The organism is Aquincola tertiaricarbonis (assembly GCF_023573145.1).
GTDB lineage: Bacteria > Pseudomonadota > Gammaproteobacteria > Burkholderiales > Burkholderiaceae_C > Aquincola > Aquincola tertiaricarbonis_B.
Map to the genome: position 1 here is coordinate 3030010 of NZ_CP097636.1, position 16998 is coordinate 3047007.

Here is a 16998-nt window from a genome sequence, read left to right on the forward strand (position 1 = left end):
CTCTGCTCCCGGAACCTTCGACATGCGCCGACCCGCCTTTCTCCCCGACAACTTCGTGCTGATGCTGCTGGCCACGGTGGCGCTGGCCAGCCTGCTGCCGGTGCAGGGCACCAGCGCGCAGGTGGTGAAGTGGCTGACCAATGCCGCGGTGGCGGGCCTTTTCTTCCTGCACGGGGCCAAGCTGTCGCGTGAGGCGGTGGTGGCCGGCCTGTTGCACTGGCGGCTGCACCTCACGGTGTTCAGCGCCACCTTCGTGCTGTTTCCCATCCTGGGCCTGGCGCTGCGGCCGTTGTTCGAGCCGCTGATCGGCCCCACGCTGTACCTGGGCGTGCTGTTCATCTGTGCGCTGCCGTCCACGGTGCAGTCGTCCATCGCCTTCACCTCCATCGCCAAGGGCAACGTGCCGGCGGCCATGTGCAGCGCCTCCACGTCCAACATCGCCGGCATCGCGCTCACGCCGCTGCTGATCGCGGCGATGGCCTCCACCAGCTCGGCCAGCAGCGGCGCCGCGGGCGTGATCTCGTGGCAGTCGGCCGCCGGCATCGTGGGCCTGCTGCTGTTGCCCTTCGTGGCCGGGCAGATCGCGCAGCGCTGGATCGGTGGCTGGGTGGCGCGCCACCGCGGCATGCTGAAGTGGTTCGACCAGGGCTCCATCCTGCTGGTGGTCTATTCGGCCCTCAGTGAGGCCACGGTGGAGGGCCTGTACCACCAGGTGAGCCTGGGCACGCTGGGCCTGCTGGTGCTGATCAGCGCGCTGCTGCTGTTCGTGGTGATGGGCGTGCTGGTGCTGTTCAGCCGCCGCACGGGCTTCAGCCGCGCGGATGAAGTGGCCATCGTGTTCTGCGGCTCGAAGAAGACACTGGCCAGCGGCGTGCCGATGGCGCAGATCCTGTTCGCGGGCCAGGCCGTGGGCCTGATCGTGCTGCCCATCATGGTGTTCCACCAGCTGCAGCTGATGGTGTGCGCCTCGCTGGCCAAGCGTTATGCGCGCCGGGCCGAGGCCGCCGAGGCACAGGCCGCTGCCGGCACGGCCACGCCGGCCGCCCCGGCGGCACGGCCCTGAGGGCGGCGCGCGGCCTGGCGGGCGCTATTGCAGCGTCTCGTCCGGCCGCGGCTGGTTGGGCAGGTCGGGCTCACGCACCGGCGGCGTGCTGCTGGGCGGGTCGCCCTCAGGGGTGACCGGCAACACGTCGGGCGGCGGGGGCGGGGGTGGCTGGGGCACGCTGTGCAGTCTCATCGGTATCTCCTGGGAAAGCGCGATGGCTGCGGCAGGTGGCGTGCCTGTGGTGCCGCCGGGGGTTGAATTCAACGGCGCTTGGGCGCCGCCGGGGCCCCCGTTCAACGGCGCTTGGGCGCCGCCTTCTTGGCCGCGTCGGCGCGCGCGCTGTCAGTGAACAGCTTGGCGGCGCGGCCCTTGAGTTCCAGCAGCTCGCTGGCGGTGACCGAGTACTTGCGGCCGGCGGCGTCCACTTCCACGCGGAATTCCACTTCGTGGCCGTTGTTGGACAGCATGCCGCTGGTGAAGTCGTATTCGGGATCTTCCGCCGGCAGGCCGCGCTCGGCGACGTCGTAGTCGATGTACTTGACGTCGCGGATCTCGCCGCTGGCCAGGTCCAGCATGCCGGTGGACTCGATCACCTCCTCGAGGAGTTCATCGAAGATCTTGATCGGTACTTGCAGGTCCACAGGCGTCCTTGTTGTTGAGGTCGAAGGGGCGGCATTCTAAAGATGCCGGTCGAGCTTCAGGAACAAGTCCCGGTCGGGCGCAAAGTTGGCGTGCAGCGGCAACAGTGCGCCGCCCAGCGCCCGCGCGTCGGGGCCGATGGTGCCGGGCATCAGCAGCGGCCTGCGCACGCCCTCCCAGCTGAGGTCGGCGCAGGCAGCGTCCACCGCGGCCAGCAGCGCGGCCAGCAGCTCACGGCTGAACTGTCCGTCCACGATCACCCCTTCCAGGTCGAGCAGGCAGGCTGCGTCATGCAGGGCCAGGGCAATCGCGGGGCCCGCGTCAGCCAGCCAGGCCTGGGTGTGGGGCAGCCAGGGCGCCTGCAGCGCGCGAGCGTCGGTGGTGGCCCCCAGGTCCAGGCCGGCGGTGGCATACAGCGTTTCCAGCGTGAAGAGCGAAGCCACGCTGAGCAGCTGCGGCGGCGGTGCCGCGCCCGGCCGGCCGCGGCCCATGGCCAGCGAACCCACCGCGCCGGCATTGCCGCTGAGGCCGCCGCGCAGGTGGCTGTCCAGCACCAGGCCGCCGCCGATGAAGGTGTCGACGAAGACGTAGAGAAAGCTGCGCACGCTGCGGCCACGGCCGGCCACCAGCTCGGCCACGCAGGCGGCGGCGGTGTCCTTGACGAAGGTGACCGGCAGGCCGCTCATGGCCGCCACGCGTTCGGGCAGGTCGATGCGGTCCCAGGCGCGGGCGCGCTCCAGGTCCACCCCCAGCAGCGTCTGCCAGCCGCCCAGCGACAGCGGCGCGGCGATGCCGATGCCCTGAAGCCGGTCGCGGCGGTCGGCGCCCAGCCACTGGCGCATCGCGCCCAGGTGCTGGTCGATGGCGGCGCACACGGCCTCGGGCTCGGGGTAGTCGTAGCTGACCGACGAGCGCTGGCAGGCCGCGCCGGTGAAGTCGACCAGCAGCACGTCCAGGCTGCGGCGGCCCACCTTCACGCCGATGGCATAGGCGCCATCGGGCGCCAGCGCCAGCGGCACCGAAGGCTGGCCCACCTTGCCGCGCACCGGCGTGCCCTTGACCAGCAGGCCGTCGTCCAGCAGCCGCTTGGTGATCTGCGAGACGGTCTGCGCGGTGAGCTGCGTCAGCCGCGCGATCTCGGCCGCCGGCAGCGCGCCATGCAGGCGGATGGCCTGCAGCACCACCCGCTCGTTGTACTGGCGCAAGCCGCCCTGGCTGGAGCCGCGCGGCCGCAGGCGGCCGGTGTCGGGCAGGTCCGCGGCGGTGGCGGCGGGTGGCATCAGGCCTCCAGCGGCCGGGCGATCACGCCCTTCTTGAGCACGAAGTTGGCCCAGGGCTGCAGCTCGCCGGTCTGCACCACCGCAAAGGCCTCGCGCGCCCGGTCGTAGAACGCGAAGCGCTCGGTGGCCAGGCATTGCTCGGGCCGGGCGTCGCCGCGCGCGGCCATCGCATCGATCACCTGCCGCTGCAGTGCCGAGCGGTAGCCCGGCTCGCTGCCGCCCACCTGCATGTAGGCCACCGGCTGGGCCACCGCTTCATCGAGCGGCAGCACCGACAGCACCGCCTCGCAGGCCTGGGGCATGGACACGCCGGGCCAGTGCAGCACCGGCCGCCGCGTGGCCAGCGTGTGGGCGGTGAAGTTGGCATCGGCCAGCACGATCTCGTCGCCATGGCCCATTTCGGCCAGCACCTTCAACAACTCGGGAAACAGCAGGGGATGGATGTGCTTGAGCATGTTGGGGGCCCCGACCTCAGGCCAGGCACTCGGCCGGGATGTCCTTGGGCTGCATCGCGCCGGTCATCACCGCCACGGTGTCGCTCATCGAGATCTTGCGCGGGTTGAGCACCGCCGCCCGCTTGCCCAGCCGCGCCACGTGGATGCGGTCGGCGATCTCGAACACGTGCGGCATGTTGTGCGAGATCAGCACCACCGACAGGCCCTTGTCGCGCACGCGGCGGATCAGCTCCAGCACCATGTTGCCCTCCTTCACGCCCAGGGCGGCGGTGGGCTCGTCCATGATGACCACATGCTGCGCGAAAGCCGCGGCGCGCGACACCGCCACGCACTGGCGCTGGCCGCCGGACAGCGTTTCCACCGCCTGCGTCATCGAGCGGATGCCCACCTTGAGGTCGTTCATGCGGGCGATGCTTTCTTCCAGCATGCGCTTCTTGTCCAGCATGCGGAACACCGTGCCCAGCACGCCGGGGCGCCGCACTTCGCGGCCCAGGAACAGGTTCTCGGCGATGGACATGGCGGGCGCCACGGCCAGGTCCTGGTACACGGTCTCGATGCCGGCGCGGCGGGCGTCGATCGGGCTCTTGAACTGGATGGGCTTGCCGTCCAGCAGGATCTGGCCCGAGTCGGGCACCGTGGCGCCCGACAAGGCCTTGATCAGCGACGACTTGCCGGCGCCGTTGTCGCCGATCACCGCCAGGATCTCGCCGGCGCGCAGCTCGAAGTCGGCGCCGTCGAGGGCCGTCACCTGGCCATAACGCTTCACCAGGCCGGTGGCCTTCATCACGATCTGCGGCGCGCTGGCCGCGGTCTGCGTGTTCATGGATTGCACCTTCAGCAAGGTTTCAGCGGGCCGACTTGCGCGACATCTGGTCGGCCGCCACCGCCAGGATCACGAGCACACCGGTGACCAGCACCTGGTAGACCGAGGACACGCCCATCAGCGTGAGGCCGTTGCGGAACACGCCGACGATCAGCGCCCCCACCAGCGTGCCGATGATGACGCCGCGACCGCCGAAGAGGCTGGTACCGCCCAGCACCACCGCAGTGATGGCGTCCAGGTTCTCGGTCTGGCCGGCATTGGGGTCGCCGACACCGGTGCGCGAGACCGACAGCAGCGAAGCGATGCCGTAGAACACGCCGGCGATCACGTACACGCTCAGAAGCACCTTCTGGGTCGGGATGCCGGTCAGCCGCGTGGCCTCGGGGTTGTTGCCCACCGCGTACACATGGCGGCCGGCCTGCGTTTCACGCAGCGCGAACCAGGCCAGGAAGTACAGCAGCAGCATCAGCACCGCGCCGTAGGCCACGTTGGTGTTGCCCAGACCGAAGGTGGTGCCCAGCCAGGTCATCGCATCGGGCAGGTCGGTCACCGTCTGCGATTGCGAGTACAGCTGCGTGATCGCGAAGGCGATGTTCAGCGTGCCCAGCGTGACGATGAAGGGCGGCAGCTTCAGCCGCGTCACCAGCAGGCCGTTGATGAGGCCGAACAGCGTCGTCACCGCGATGCCGCAGGCGATCGCCACCGGCGTGGGCAGGCCCAGGTCGGCCGCGAACTTCGTCATCACGATGCTGCCCAGCGCCATCACCATGCCGCAGGACAGGTCGATGCCCGCGGTGAGGATGATCAGCGTCTGGCCGATCGCGATCACGCCCACCACCATCACCTGCTGCAGGATCAGCGAGAAGTTCTGGCCGCTCAGGAAGCGGTCGGTCTGCGTCGCGAAGAACAGGCAGGCGAGCAGCAACGCGATGAACGGGCCCAGCACGCCCATCGGCGGCAGCTTGTCCTTGAAGGAGGTGGCCATGGTGTTGCCCTTGGGTACGGCGGCGACGCTGCTGCTCATCACTTCTTCCCCCAGCACAGGTCGGTACCGGCCTTGACGTCCTTGCTCTCGATGCCGGAGATGGGCTTGTCGGTGATCAGCGTGACGCCGGTGTCGACGTAGCCGCTGGCCTTCTTGCCGCTGGTGGCGTATTCGATGGCGGCGTCCACGCCCATCGCGGCCATCTTCAGCGGGTACTGCTGCGAGGTGGCGGCGATCTTGCCGGCCTTGACGTCGCGGATGCCCTGGCAGCCGCCGTCCACCGACACGATGATCACGCCCTTGTCCTTGCCTGCCTTCTTCAGTGCGTTGAAGGCGCCGGCCGCGGCGGGCTCGTTGATGGTGTAGACCACGTTCACGTCGGGCACCTTCTGCAGGCAGTTCTCCATCGCGGTCTGGCCCTTGGCCTGGTCGCCGAAGCTGTCGGCCTGGCACACGATGGCGGCGTCCGAGCCCAGCTCGTTGCTCTTGGCATCGGGCGCGTTCAGGCCGAAGCCCTTCATGAAGCCGTTGTGCCGCTGCGCACCCACCGGGTGGCCGGGGAACAGGTCCAGCGTGACGATCTTGGCCGGCTTGTTGCCCAGCGCGGCCTTGGCGTACTGGCCGATCAGCACGCCGGCGGTGTAGTTGTTGGTGGCGAACAGTGCGTCGGTGGCATCGGCGGGGTCAGCCGGGCTGTCCAGCGCGATCACCATCACGCCGCGGTCGCGGGCCTTCTTGATGGCGGGCACGATGGCCTTGGCATCGCTGGGCGTGATCAGGATGGTCTTGGCGCCGGCCGCGATCATGTTTTCCATCGCCGTCACCTGGCCGGCGTTGTCGCCGTCGGCCTTGCCGGCACCGGCGATCAGCTTGGCGCCCTTGGCCTTGGCCGCCTCGGTGGCGCCCTCCTTCATCTTCACGAAGAAGGGGTTGGTGTCGGTCTTGGTGATCAGGCCGATGACCGGCTCGGCGGCGTTGGCGGCGGAGGCGGCGCACAGGGCGGCGGCTGCGACAACGGCGGTGGCGGCGAAGTGGAAGGCGGTGCGCTGTGCGGGCATGAGAGCTGTCTCCGGATCGGGGTTTGGTAGGGATGCGACATCGGCGGAACCGATGGGATGTACTTTGGTAGAGTCGAGTTAATAAATCAAGCTGATTGATTAATGGAAAACCCGATGTCCGAAGCGGCCCGGCAAAGGCATGCTCCGCATCGTTCCCCCTCTGGAGACAACCCATGTTCGTGATCTGCGGCGAAGCGCTGTTCGATGTATTTGCAGCTGGCGACACCCCCACCGGCCTGATGCTCGATGCGCGCGTCGGCGGGTCGCCTTTCAACGTGGCCGTCGGCCTGGCACGGCTGGGCCAGCCGGTCGGCTTCTTCGGCGGCGTGTCGTCCGGCTTCCTGGGTGAGCGCCTGATGCGCGCGCTGAAGGAAGAAGGCGTGGACACCCGCTGCACCCCGCGCAGCCCGGCGCGCACCACGCTCAGCCTGGTGGGCGTGGACGCGGCCGGCGTGCCGTCCTATTCCTTCTACGGCGAAGGCGCGGCCGACCGCGGCGTGACGCAGGCGGCGCTGGCCGCCATTCCGCCGGAGGCACGGGCCTTCCACGTCGGCTCCTACGCCACCGTGGTGGAGCCGGTGGCCGGCACCCAGCGCGCGCTGATCGAGCGTGAGCACAAGCGCAGCCTGATCAGCTACGACCCCAACATCCGCTTGAACGTGGAGCCCGACCTGGGCCGCTGGCATGCGCTGCTGGACTGGATGCTGCCGCGCACCCACCTGCTCAAGGTCAGCGACGAAGACCTGGGCCTGCTCTTTCCCGGCGTGGCGCCCGCCACCCTGGCCGCGCAATGGCTGGCCCGCGGCGTGGCCATGGTGGTGGTGACGCGCGGCGGCGAAGGCGCGATCGCCTGGACGGCGGCGGCCCAGGCCGAAGCCGCCCCGGTGAAGGTGGACGTGGTGGACACCGTGGGCGCGGGCGACACCTTCCAGGCCGCGCTGCTGACTTGGCTGGCCGAGCACGACGCCCTGAGCCCGATGGCACTGCGCACCCTGCCCGCCGAGCAGGTGAAGGCCGCGCTGGACTTTGCCGCGCGGGCCGCGGCCATCACCTGCTCGCGCCGCGGCGCCGACCTGCCGCGGCGGGCCGAACTACCGGCGTGACGCTGGCCGCCGAGCTTGCTGCGCTCGCGGCGCCCCAAGGGAGCGTGACGAACCTTGGGGCGGCCCTTCGGCTCGCCTGACCGCAGCCGGAGCCCACCGGCGGTCACTTGGGGCGTCCGCTGACAGAAGCCGTTGGACGGCGGTGTTAAAAAGGCGGGGCGGCGTGAGCAGTCCACGCCCCTCGGGCACGGCCCGCTGTCTCTCTTCCGGCCTTTTCCATGCTGTCCACGCCTGCCGTTTCCGTCTCGCTCCACGCCCGGCTGCGCGAGGCCACGTCGCACGCGCACCAGCAGCTCGAATCGCTGCTGGGCCTGCTGGACAGCCCGATGAGCTACACCCGCTTCGTCGCCGTGCTGATGCGCTTCCACGGCTTTCACCGCGTGTGGGAGCCGGCGCTGGAACGCACGCTGGGCGATGCGGCCTTCACCGGGCCGCGGCGCCGGCTCACGCTCATTGAGCACGACCTGCGCGCGCTCGACATCGACGACCTGGACATCGAAGCGCTGCCCATCGTGCCGGAGGCGGCGCAGCTGTGCCGCACGCTGGACGGCGCGCTGGGCTCTCTGTACGTGATGGAAGGCTCCACGCTGGGCGGCCGCGTGATCACCCGCCGCCTGCTGGAGGACGCCGACTGGTGCCCTGAGGAGGGGCTGCTGTACTTCCACCCCTACGGCGACCTCACCGGCGAACGCTGGCGCCAGACGCTGGCGCTGCTGGACCTGGTGCCTGTCGAGCGCCACGAGGCGGTGGTGGAAGGCGCGCTGGAAACCTTCGCGCTGTTGCTGCAATGGCTGGAGCCGGCGGTGGTGGCCAGCCATCCCCGGGACGACGACACGCCCAGCGAGTGGGGGGTGGCGCTGTGACGCCGGAGGAACAAGCCGCCGACGCCTGCGCCCGCGAGCCCATCCACATTCCCGGCACCATCCAGCCGCACGGTGCGCTGCTGGTGGTGGACGCCGACGACGGTCGGGTGCTGCAGGCCAGCGCCAACGCGGCCCAGGTGCTGGGCCTGCCCGCAGCGCCGCAGCACAGCCGCGAGCTGGACCCCGCTTTGCCCGACCTGCTGGCCGCTGTGAGCGAGGGCCGTGAAGGCGCGCTGCAGCAGCCGCTGGCCTGCGGTGCCCGCATGCTGCAGCTCAGCGCCCATGCCACGCCGCAGGGCCTGGTGCTGGAGCTCGAGCCGCTGGACCTGAGCGAGATGCGCACGCTGGATGCGCTGTACCCGCGGCTGCGCAGCTTCCTCGACCATGTGGAGGGCGAGGACGACGTCGCCCTGCTGGGCCGCTATGCCGCGCAGGAGGTGCGCCAGCTCACCGGCTTCGACCGCGTGATGGTGTACCGCTTCGACGAGGACTGGCACGGCACCGTGATCGCCGAGGACGGCAACGGCAACCTGCCCAGCTACCTGGACCTGCGCTTTCCGGCCAGCGACATCCCGGCGCAGGCGCGAGAGATGTACCGCCGCCACCGGCTGCGGCTGATTCCCGATGCGCGCTACCAGCCGGTGCCGGTGCTGCCGGCCGCCAGCCCGGTCGATGGCCAGCCGCTGGACCTGTCCGGCTCGGCGCTGCGCAGCGTCTCGCCGGTGCACCTGCAGTACATGCGCAACATGGGCACGGCGGCCTCGATGTCGGTGTCCATCGTCATCGACGGCGAACTGTGGGGCCTGGTGGCCTGCCACCATGCACAGCCGATGCGGGTGGGTGCCCCCACGCGGGCGGCCTGCGACTTCCTGGGCCAGATCCTGGCATTGAAGATCGGATCGCGCGAGCGGGGCCAGGAAGCCGCGCTGCGCTGGGCCGCCAAGGAGCTGGAGCACGACCTCGTGGCGCGCATGGCCGATGCCGGCGATGCGCCCGACGCGGCGCTGCACCGCCTGGTCAAGAGCCCCGAGGCCTGGATGCGCCTGACCCGCGCCACCGGCGCCGCATTGCTGCGTGGCGACGCGGTGCACACCGTGGGCCACACACCGCCGGCCGAGCAGCTGCAGGCGCTGGCCGCCTGGCTGCACCAGCGGCAGGACCGGGGCGAGCTGTTCTCCACCCATGCGCTGCCCTCGGTGTACCCGCCGGCCGAGCAGTTCACCGACAGTGGCTGCGGCCTCATCGCCGCGCCGATCTCCGCCATCCACCCGCACTACGTGATGTGGTTCCGCCCCGAGCGCATCCACACCGTGCAGTGGGGCGGCCGGCCCGAGAAGGCCACCGCCGCCGACGGCAGCCTGTCGCCCCGCGCCTCCTTCGCGGCCTGGACGCAGGAAGTGCGCGGCACCGCGCAGCGCTGGTCGGCGGTGGAGGTGGATGCGGCCCGCAGCTTCTGCCAGGCCATGGTGACGCTGGTGCTCAAGCAGGCCGAGCAGCGCGCCGCGCTGTCCGACCGGCTGGAAACCAGCAACCGCGAGCTGGAGGCGTTTTCGTACTCGGTGTCGCACGACCTGCGGGCGCCCTTTCGCCACATCGTCGGCTTCGCGCAGCTGTTGGGCGAGAGCGAGCCCCAGCTGGCCGCGCGCTCGCGCCACTACCTGGACACCATCGTCGAATCGGCGCTGTCGGCCGGCCGGCTGGTGGACGACCTGCTGAACTTCTCGCAGCTGGGCCGCGCCAGCCTGGAAACCGCGCCGGTGGACATGGCCAAGCTGGTGGACGAGGTGCGCCGTTCAATGCGCATCGACCAGGGCACGCGCCAGGTCGAGTGGCTGATCGGCCCGCTGCCGCCCGCCTGGGGCGACGCCTCGCTGCTGCGGCAGGCCTGGTCCAACCTGATCGACAACGCGATCAAGTACACCCGCCGCAAGGACGTGGCCGTGATCCGCGTCAGCGGCGAGGTGCGGGCCCACGAGACGGTGTACTCGGTGGCCGACAACGGCGTCGGCTTCGACATGGCCTACCAGGGCAAGCTGTTCGGGGTGTTCCAGCGGCTGCACCGCGTCGAGGACTTCGAGGGCAGCGGCATCGGCCTGGCCCTGACGCGGCGCATCATCGACCGCCACGGCGGCTGGATCGCGGCCGAGGGGCAGCCCGATGAAGGCGCCACCTTCCGCTTCGGCCTGCCGCGCTCATCCCATCTCAAGACGGACCATGACTGACAAGCCTGACCCGGCTGGCGACGCGCAGACGCACGCGCCGCTGGCCAAGACCATCGAGCTGCTGGCCGCCGCCAGCCGCACGACCGAACTGCGGCCCATCCTGCTGGTGGAAGACAGCCCCAACGACCTGGAGCTGGCCCTGGCCGCGCTGGAGCGTTGCCAGCTGGCCAACCCCATCCACGTGGCCCGCGACGGCGTGGAAGCGCTGGACTACCTGTATGCACGTGGCGCCTGGCAGGGCCGTGAGGTGGGCGACCCCGCCGTGGTGCTGCTCGACCTGAAGCTGCCGCGCCTGGACGGGCTGGAAGTGCTGGAGCGGGTGAAGAAGGACCCGCTGCTGCGTGCGGTGCCCATCGTGATGCTGACCTCCTCGCGCGAAGAGCGCGACCTGGTGCGCAGCTACGAGCTGGGCGTCAATGCCTTCGTCGTCAAGCCGGTCGACTTCCGCGCCTTCCTGCAGGCCATCCAGGAACTGGGCATGTTCTGGGCCGTGCTCAACCAACCGCCGCCCCGCCTTTCCCACCGATGAACGGTCCCGCTCGCGTCCTGCTGCTGGAAGACAGCGACATCGACACCGAACTGATCTGCACCTACCTGCAACGCGCACAGATGCCGATCGAGGTGGTGCGGGCCGCCCGCCGCGGCGAGTTCCTGGCCGCGCTGCAACGCACCGACATCGACCTGGTGCTGGCCGACTACTCGCTGCCCGACTTCGACGGCATCGCCGCGCTGAAGCAGGCGCGCGAGAAGCTGCCCGACGTGCCCTTCGTCTTCGTCTCTGGCGTGGTGGGCGAAGACGTGGCCACCGATGCGCTGCGCCAGGGCGCCACCGACTACGTGCTCAAGCGCAACCTGGCGCGGCTGCCCAAGGCGGTGGAACGTGCGCTGGCCGAGGCGCACGAGCGCATGCGCCGCCGCGACGCCGAAGCCGCGCTGGGCGCCAGCGAAGCCACGGCCCGGCTGGCGCTCGAGCGGCAGCGCCAGGCCGAGGTGCTGTTCCGGCTGGCGGCCGAGGCCGCCAACATGGGCGTGTGGGAGTTCGACCCCGACGGCCCGCGGCTGTGGATCGACGACGGCCTGCGCCGCATCGCCGATATACCGCCTGGCGCGCAGGTGGACTACGCCTATTTCGTCTCGCAGGTGGTGCACCCCGACGACCGCGTGCTGTTCGAGCAGTCGCTGGCCGCGGCCCTGGTGCCCGATGGCCGGCCCGAGCTGGAATTCGAGCACCGGGTGATCACGCTGGCCGACGAGCGTGTGCGCTGGCTGGCCATCGCCGGCCGCCGCTTCGACAGTGACGACGGCGGCTCGCGCCTGGTGGGCACCGCGCGCGACGTCACCGGCCAGCGCCGCAAGGGCGAAGCCCTGCGCCGCCTGAACGAGGCACTGGGCGAGCGGGTGGAGCAACGCACCCGCGAGCGTGACCGCATCTGGAACCTCTCGGCCGACTTGATGGCCGTGTGGCGGCCAGACGGCACGCCCGAGGCGCTGAACCCCGCCTGGGAGAGCCTGCTGGGCTGGCCCGCCGCCGAGGTGATGAGCCAGGCCATCGTCGACCTGCTGCACCCGGCCGACGTGGCCGTGACACGCACCGCGATGGACACGCTGGGTGCCGGCGCCGGCACCGCCCGCTTCGACAGCCGGGTGCGCAGCCGCGACGGCAGCTACCGCTGGATCCGCTGGGCGGTGCGGCCCGATGCCGGCTACTTCTACGCCATCGGCCGCGACGTGACCGAGGAGCGCGCCGCCGCCGATGAACTGGCCGCCACCAATGAAGAGCTGAAGCAGCAGATCGAGGAGCGCAGCCGCGTGGAGGCCACGCTGCAGCAGATGCAGCGGCTGGAAGCCGTGGGCCAGCTCACCTCGGGCGTGGCGCACGACTTCAACAACCTGCTGACGGTGGTGCTGTCCAACATCAGCCTGATCCGCCGGCTGCTCAACCAGGGCGGCACGGCCGACGAGCGGGTGCTCAAGCGGCTCGATTCCATGCAGAGCGCGGCCGAACGCGGCGCCAAGCTCACCGCGCAGATGCTGGCCTTCTCACGCCGGCAGCGGCTGGAGCCGCAGGTCATCGACCTCAACGACACGGTGCTGGCGCTGCGCGACCTGCTGCAGTCCACCATGGGCGGCAGCGTGCGCCTGGCCACCGAGCTGACGCGCCCGCTGTGGCCCGCGCTGGTGGACGTGACGCAGATGGAGCTGATCGTGCTGAACCTGGCCATCAACGCGCGCGACGCGATGGAGGTGGGCGGCAGCCTGACGGTGCGCACCGCCAACGTCACGCTGGGCCCGCCCGAGCGGCCGGAAGAACCCGAGGCCGGCGACTACGTGGCGCTGACCGTCAGCGACACCGGCAGCGGCATGACGCCCGAGGTGCTGGCCAAGGCCTTCGAGCCCTTCTTCACCACCAAGGAAGTGGGCAAGGGATCGGGCCTGGGGCTGGCCCAGGTGTACGGCTTTGCCAAACAGTCGGGCGGCGGCGTGCGCATCGACACCCAGCCCGGCGTGGGCACCTCGGTGCATGTGTTCATGCCGCGGGCCGAGGGCGAAGTGCGCCAGCGCGAACCCGAGGTGACGCAGCACGGCCTGCTGGACGGCCACGAGCCCAGCCACACGCTGCTGCTGGTGGACGACGACCCCGCGGTGCGCGACGCCACCTCGTCGATGCTGCGGGCCATCGGCTACCGCGTGATCGAGGCCGGCAGCGGCGGCGCTGCGCTGGAGCTGCTGGCCCGGCGCAAGGACATCGAGCTGGTGCTGGCCGACTTCGCGATGCCGGGCATGAACGGCGCCGAGCTGGTGCGGCTGCTCAAGCTCTCGCACCCGCACCTCAAGACCATGTTCCTCACCGGCTTCGTCGACCTGGCTGCGCTGAAGGACATCCCCGAGGAGCAGGTGCTGCAAAAGCCCCTGCGCGACGAGGAGCTGGCGCGCCGGCTGCGCCGCGCGCTGCGCGGCGGACCGAGCCGGACGCTCAACTGAGAGTGCCCCCAAGCTCGCTGCGCTCGCGCCCCCCCGAGGGGGATCTCAGTCCCTTGGGGCGGCCCGGCGGGACTGAGGGCCGCGCTGCCTGCTAGCTGCTGTACGTCGTCAGGAAGGACGAGGCCGTCATGATGCGCGTGCGGCCATGATGACCCAGGCCCAACAGATCGCGCTTGTCGCCCGTCACCAAAACATCAGCATGGCCAGCGAGCGCCAGAGCGAGAAGGTAGTCATCGTTGGGATCAGGCGAAATCGGGGTAACGACCAAACCATCGATCAGCTGGGCCACAGCGCGCAGTTCATTGATCAGCCGGCCAGCCAAGGCCGGCTGCAGCCTCTCACGAATTTTGGGGTAGCGGGTCACCCGCATCAGCTCGTCAAGCTGCTGGCTGCAACTCAGCACCGTGAAACGCCCAGCCCGCCACTGGGCCATGAGCTGACCAGGCACTGAATCTGCGCTCAGAAGCGTACTGACCAGGATGTTGGTATCAACGACCACGCGCACGGGTTACGTGTCCGTTGATCCAGGCGAAGGCCGCGCCAGGCGCACGGCCGTGACAGCCTCATCCACCAGGTTCTGAAGTTCATCGGCCGACAGATCGGCAAAGCCCTCGCGCGCCTGCTGCATGCTCTCGTCGAGCATGCGCCAGCGCACGGCCTCTTCGATGAATTTGGAAAGGTCACCTTTGCGGCCGCCGCGGGCACCCAGGAACGAGCGCAAAGCGAGATCCGTTTCCTTGGAGACCATCACCGACCACCGCGCCATGTTGTCGCCTGCCATGGGATTCACCTGCACCTGCCCATTTGAAGACCGGCAGTTTCGCATAAACACCATAGCGCTCATGCGCATTTGTGTTTATGTGCCTAGATGGCCGCTATTGCTCCTCAGCCAGCGGCGCCAGCTGCGAGTGGCGGATGCGGGTGTTGGCCAGCGCGCCCGCCGACTCCAGGATGGGATAGGCGATCGAGCACAGGTGCGAATTGATGCGCTTGAGATCGCTGATCAGGTCCAGGTGCAGCGAGCTGGTCTCGATGCTTTGCGCCGTGTTGTCGCGCAGCCGCGCAATGTGGTTGGCCGCGTACTCATGCTCCAGGTCGCGGAAACGGGCCTTTTCTTCCAGCAGCCGCTGCGCATCGCGCACATGGCCATCGAGGAAGACGCTCATCGCCAGCCGCAGGTTGGCCAGCAGCCGCTCGTGCAGGTGGCAGATCTCGGCCATGCCGGCTTCCGAGAAGCTGCGGTTCTTGCGGATCTTCTTGTCTTCCACGTCCTGGAGGATGCGCTCGATGATGTCGCCGATCTGCTCCATGTTGATGGTGAAGCTGACGATGTCGGTCCAGCGCCGGCCCTCACGCTCGGACAGCGCCTCGCGCGAGATCTGCGTCAGGTAGAACTTGATGGCCGAGTACAGCTCGTCCACGGTGTCGTCCATCTTGCGCAGCTGCTCGGCCAGCCGCAGGTCGTTGTGGCGGATCACCGGCAGGATGCCGCGCAGCATGGTCTCCACCACGTCGGCCTGGTGCAGCGCCTCACGCGCAGCGCAGCTGATGGCCAGCGACGGCGTGGCCAGCGCCACCGGGTCGAGGTGGCGCGGCCGCTCGCCCGGGCCGCCCTGCCGCGGGTCGGGCAGCCAGCGCACCACCCAGCGGCCCACCACGCCGGTCAGGCCGATGAACAGCATCGCCAACGTGACGTTGAAGCCCAGGTGGAACAGCACCACCTGCTGGTGCACGGTGGGCACCGTCTCCTGCAGCAGCACGTGCACATGGCCCAGCAGCGGCATGGCCAGCACCGCACCCGTCACCTTGAACAGGAAGTTGCCCAGCGGCAGACGCCGCACCTGCGGCGCGGCCCCGCTGGTGGCCAGGATGGCCAGCAGCCCGCTGCCCAGGTTGGCGCCGATCACCAGCCCCAGCGCCACGTTGGTGGGCAGCAGACCTTGTGAAGCGAGCGTGGCCGTCAGCAGCACGATGGCCAGGCTGGAATAGGCCGCCACCGTCAGCACCGCGCCCACCAGCACATCGAGCAGGATCTCGTTGGGCAGCGACACCAGCAGCGTGCGCACCACCGGCGACCGCGTCATCGGCTCCGTCGCCTGCACGATCAACTGCAGCGCCAGCGTGATCAGCCCCAGCCCGATCAGCACCCGCCCCACCCGGCCGGCCGCCGAGTTCTGGCGCGAGACGAACATCACCACGCCCACGAAGATGAGCAGCGGGGACAGCCAGGACAGGTCGAAGGAGAACACCACCGCCATCAGCGAGGTGCCCATGTCGGCGCCCAGCATCACCGCCAGCGCGGCGCTGGTGCTCACCAGTCCCTTGCCCACGAAGGAGGCCACGATGAGGCAGGTGGCGGTGCTGGACTGCACGAGCCCGGTGACGCCCAGCCCCGCCAGCATGGCCGGCACGCGCCTGCTGAAGCTGGATGCCAGCACCGTGCGCAGGTTCTCGCCGAAGACCTGCAGCACCCCGGTGCGGACGATGTGGGTGCCCCAGACCAGCAGCGCAATGGCCGCCAGCAGATTCAACAGGTGGATCATCGGTACAGCTTACGTAGTTTTTAAGCGGCTGGCGCGGCCCATGTGCGGGGGAGGCCGATACAGTGAGTGCTCCACGCAGGACCCGGGCCAGGGCATGGCGATTGCCGCGACCCTTCCTGCCTTCTTGTCGCGCCTTGCCGTCTTCCCTGCCGCCCATGTCTGACGCCGCTGCCACCTCCGACGCCCCCAAGACGCCGCTGCTGATCGGGCTGTCCGCCCGCATCTACCATCCGACCACGCCGGTGCCCAGCCTGGGTGGCGTGTTTACCCGCACCCTGCACTACCTGGAGCAGTCGGTCGCGCACTGGGTGATGTCGCGCGACGTGCTGGGCGTGATGATTCCCGCGGTGGAAAGCGACAGCCTGGTGCGGCGCAGCGACATGAGCCTGCACCGCTATGCCGAGATGCTGGACGGCCTGGTGCTGCAGGGCGGCACCGACATCTCGCCCGAAACCTATGGCGAATCGCCGATGAAGCCGGCCTGGGGCGGCGACCGCGTGCGCGACCTGTACGAGATGGAGCTGCTGGACGCCTTCATCTCGGCCGGCAAGCCGGTGCTGGGCATCTGCCGCGGCTGCCAGCTGATCAACGTGGCCTTCGGCGGCTCGCTGTACCAGGACATTCCCAGCCAGCTGCCCGGCGCGCTGCGCCACCACGACGAGAACACCTACGAGCGCCAATTCCACCGCATGAGCATCGTGCGCGGCACCAAGCTGGCCCAGCTGTACCCCGATCGAAGCAGCGCCGCCATCAACTCCATCCACCACCAGTCGGTGAAGACGCTGGGCCACGACCTGGAAGTGGAGGCGCTGGCCATCCCCGACGGCGTGGTGGAAGCCATCCGCTGGAAAGGCCCGAGCTACGTGTTCGGCATGCAGTGGCACCCCGAATTCATGGCGCTGAACCGCACCCACGCCGACGAGCTGGACGGCACGCCCATCCTCGACGACTTCCTCGCCGCCGCGCGGGCGCGCAAGGCGCGCTGAGCCCGGGCCCGGGC

17 protein-coding genes are annotated in these 16998 nt (G+C 69.7%); 7 read left to right on the forward strand and 10 right to left on the reverse strand.

All coding sequences use genetic code 11. The features are described 5' to 3' along the window. Positions 1-22 precede the first annotated feature (22 nt). Positions 23-1063, forward strand: a complete 1041-nt coding sequence (locus MW290_RS28330) for a bile acid:sodium symporter family protein (protein ID WP_250197697.1) — start codon at positions 23-25, stop codon at positions 1061-1063. Positions 1064-1087: 24 nt separating this feature from the next. Here the strand turns inward: MW290_RS28330 and MW290_RS28335 are convergent, their stop codons facing one another. The 7 genes from MW290_RS28335 to MW290_RS28365 all read right to left on the reverse strand — a co-directional run bounded on the left by MW290_RS28335 (position 1088) and on the right by MW290_RS28365 (position 6285). Further along, positions 1088-1237: a hypothetical protein gene (locus MW290_RS28335; RefSeq protein ID WP_250197698.1), complete on the reverse strand. Its 150-nt coding sequence runs from the start codon at positions 1235-1237 to the stop codon at positions 1088-1090. Positions 1238-1338: 101 nt separating this feature from the next. Next, entirely contained in the window at positions 1339-1686 is a 348-nt protein-coding gene (locus MW290_RS28340; RefSeq protein ID WP_250197699.1) for a hypothetical protein, read from the reverse strand. A 36-nt stretch (positions 1687-1722) separates the two neighbouring features. Beyond that, entirely contained in the window at positions 1723-2964 is a 1242-nt protein-coding gene (locus MW290_RS28345) for an ROK family transcriptional regulator (RefSeq protein ID WP_250197700.1), read from the reverse strand. Continuing rightward, positions 2964-3419, reverse strand: a complete 456-nt coding sequence (locus tag MW290_RS28350) for an RbsD/FucU family protein (RefSeq protein WP_250197701.1) — start codon at positions 3417-3419, stop codon at positions 2964-2966. The genes MW290_RS28345 and MW290_RS28350 overlap by 1 nt, the downstream gene beginning before the upstream one ends. Before the next feature lie 16 nt (positions 3420-3435). Further along, on the reverse strand, positions 3436-4242 hold the full coding sequence (locus tag MW290_RS28355; RefSeq protein ID WP_250197702.1) for an ATP-binding cassette domain-containing protein: 807 nt from the start codon (positions 4240-4242) through the stop codon (positions 3436-3438). Between the two features lie 22 nt (positions 4243-4264). Next, positions 4265-5227 carry an ABC transporter permease gene (locus MW290_RS28360; RefSeq protein ID WP_250200124.1) on the reverse strand — a complete coding sequence of 321 codons (963 nt, stop codon included), beginning with the start codon at positions 5225-5227 and terminating at the stop codon, positions 4265-4267. 38 nt (positions 5228-5265) lie between these two features. After that, positions 5266-6285 carry a sugar ABC transporter substrate-binding protein gene (locus MW290_RS28365; RefSeq protein ID WP_250197703.1) on the reverse strand — a complete coding sequence of 340 codons (1020 nt, stop codon included), beginning with the start codon at positions 6283-6285 and terminating at the stop codon, positions 5266-5268. 173 nt (positions 6286-6458) lie between these two features. Between MW290_RS28365 and MW290_RS28370 the strand changes: the two genes are divergently transcribed. The 5 genes from MW290_RS28370 to MW290_RS28390 all read left to right on the forward strand — a co-directional run bounded on the left by MW290_RS28370 (position 6459) and on the right by MW290_RS28390 (position 13455). Beyond that, entirely contained in the window at positions 6459-7388 is a 930-nt protein-coding gene (locus MW290_RS28370) for a carbohydrate kinase family protein (protein ID WP_250197704.1), read from the forward strand. Between the two features lie 218 nt (positions 7389-7606). Beyond that, a complete protein-coding gene (locus MW290_RS28375) occupies positions 7607-8251 on the forward strand; it encodes a biliverdin-producing heme oxygenase (RefSeq protein WP_250197705.1) in 645 nt (214 codons plus the stop codon). After that, the gene (locus MW290_RS28380) at positions 8248-10473 is read left to right on the forward strand and encodes an ATP-binding protein (RefSeq protein ID WP_250197706.1); all 2226 of its coding nucleotides are present in this window, start codon (positions 8248-8250) and stop codon (positions 10471-10473) included. Before MW290_RS28375 ends, MW290_RS28380 begins: the two co-directional genes overlap by 4 nt. Continuing rightward, positions 10466-11002 (forward strand): response regulator, encoded by a 537-nt coding sequence (locus MW290_RS28385; protein WP_250197707.1) that lies wholly within the window; start codon positions 10466-10468, stop codon positions 11000-11002. Before MW290_RS28380 ends, MW290_RS28385 begins: the two co-directional genes overlap by 8 nt. Continuing rightward, entirely contained in the window at positions 10999-13455 is a 2457-nt protein-coding gene (locus MW290_RS28390) for a PAS domain-containing hybrid sensor histidine kinase/response regulator (RefSeq protein WP_250197708.1), read from the forward strand. The genes MW290_RS28385 and MW290_RS28390 overlap by 4 nt, the downstream gene beginning before the upstream one ends. Positions 13456-13546: 91 nt before the next feature. Here MW290_RS28390 and MW290_RS28395 read toward each other — a convergent pair whose 3' ends face one another. The 3 genes from MW290_RS28395 to MW290_RS28405 form a co-directional block, all read right to left on the reverse strand. After that, positions 13547-13960, reverse strand: a complete 414-nt coding sequence (locus tag MW290_RS28395) for a putative toxin-antitoxin system toxin component, PIN family (RefSeq protein ID WP_250197709.1) — start codon at positions 13958-13960, stop codon at positions 13547-13549. 3 nt (positions 13961-13963) lie between these two features. Next, entirely contained in the window at positions 13964-14236 is a 273-nt protein-coding gene (locus MW290_RS28400) for a ribbon-helix-helix domain-containing protein (protein ID WP_250197710.1), read from the reverse strand. A gap of 94 nt (positions 14237-14330) precedes the next feature. Then, entirely contained in the window at positions 14331-15998 is a 1668-nt protein-coding gene (locus tag MW290_RS28405; protein WP_250197711.1) for a Na/Pi cotransporter family protein, read from the reverse strand. Between the two features lie 155 nt (positions 15999-16153). Here MW290_RS28405 and MW290_RS28410 point away from each other — a divergent pair, with 155 nt between their 5' ends. Further along, positions 16154-16984, forward strand: coding sequence for a gamma-glutamyl-gamma-aminobutyrate hydrolase family protein (locus MW290_RS28410; protein ID WP_250197712.1), 831 nt, complete (start codon positions 16154-16156; stop codon positions 16982-16984). Positions 16985-16998: the final 14 nt, after the last annotated feature.

Bases quoted from the DNA above. Each gene is read 5' to 3' on its own strand.
- MW290_RS28330 (WP_250197697.1), top strand. From the start codon at position 23: ATGCGCCGACCCGCCTTTCTCCCCGACAACTTCGTGCTGATGCTGCTG.
- MW290_RS28335 (WP_250197698.1), bottom strand. From the start codon at position 1,237: ATGAGACTGCACAGCGTGCCCCAGCCACCCCCGCCCCCGCCGCCCGAC.
- MW290_RS28345 (WP_250197700.1), bottom strand. From the start codon at position 2,964: ATGCCACCCGCCGCCACCGCCGCGGACCTGCCCGACACCGGCCGCCTG.
- MW290_RS28350 (WP_250197701.1), bottom strand. From the start codon at position 3,419: ATGCTCAAGCACATCCATCCCCTGCTGTTTCCCGAGTTGTTGAAGGTG.
- MW290_RS28355 (WP_250197702.1), bottom strand. From the start codon at position 4,242: ATGAACACGCAGACCGCGGCCAGCGCGCCGCAGATCGTGATGAAGGCC.
- MW290_RS28360 (WP_250200124.1), bottom strand. From the start codon at position 5,227: ATGGCCACCTCCTTCAAGGACAAGCTGCCGCCGATGGGCGTGCTGGGC.
- MW290_RS28365 (WP_250197703.1), bottom strand. From the start codon at position 6,285: ATGCCCGCACAGCGCACCGCCTTCCACTTCGCCGCCACCGCCGTTGTC.
- MW290_RS28370 (WP_250197704.1), top strand. From the start codon at position 6,459: ATGTTCGTGATCTGCGGCGAAGCGCTGTTCGATGTATTTGCAGCTGGC.
- MW290_RS28375 (WP_250197705.1), top strand. From the start codon at position 7,607: ATGCTGTCCACGCCTGCCGTTTCCGTCTCGCTCCACGCCCGGCTGCGC.
- MW290_RS28385 (WP_250197707.1), top strand. From the start codon at position 10,466: ATGACTGACAAGCCTGACCCGGCTGGCGACGCGCAGACGCACGCGCCG.
- MW290_RS28390 (WP_250197708.1), top strand. From the start codon at position 10,999: ATGAACGGTCCCGCTCGCGTCCTGCTGCTGGAAGACAGCGACATCGAC.
- MW290_RS28400 (WP_250197710.1), bottom strand. From the start codon at position 14,236: ATGGCAGGCGACAACATGGCGCGGTGGTCGGTGATGGTCTCCAAGGAA.
- MW290_RS28405 (WP_250197711.1), bottom strand. From the start codon at position 15,998: ATGATCCACCTGTTGAATCTGCTGGCGGCCATTGCGCTGCTGGTCTGG.
- MW290_RS28410 (WP_250197712.1), top strand. From the start codon at position 16,154: ATGTCTGACGCCGCTGCCACCTCCGACGCCCCCAAGACGCCGCTGCTG.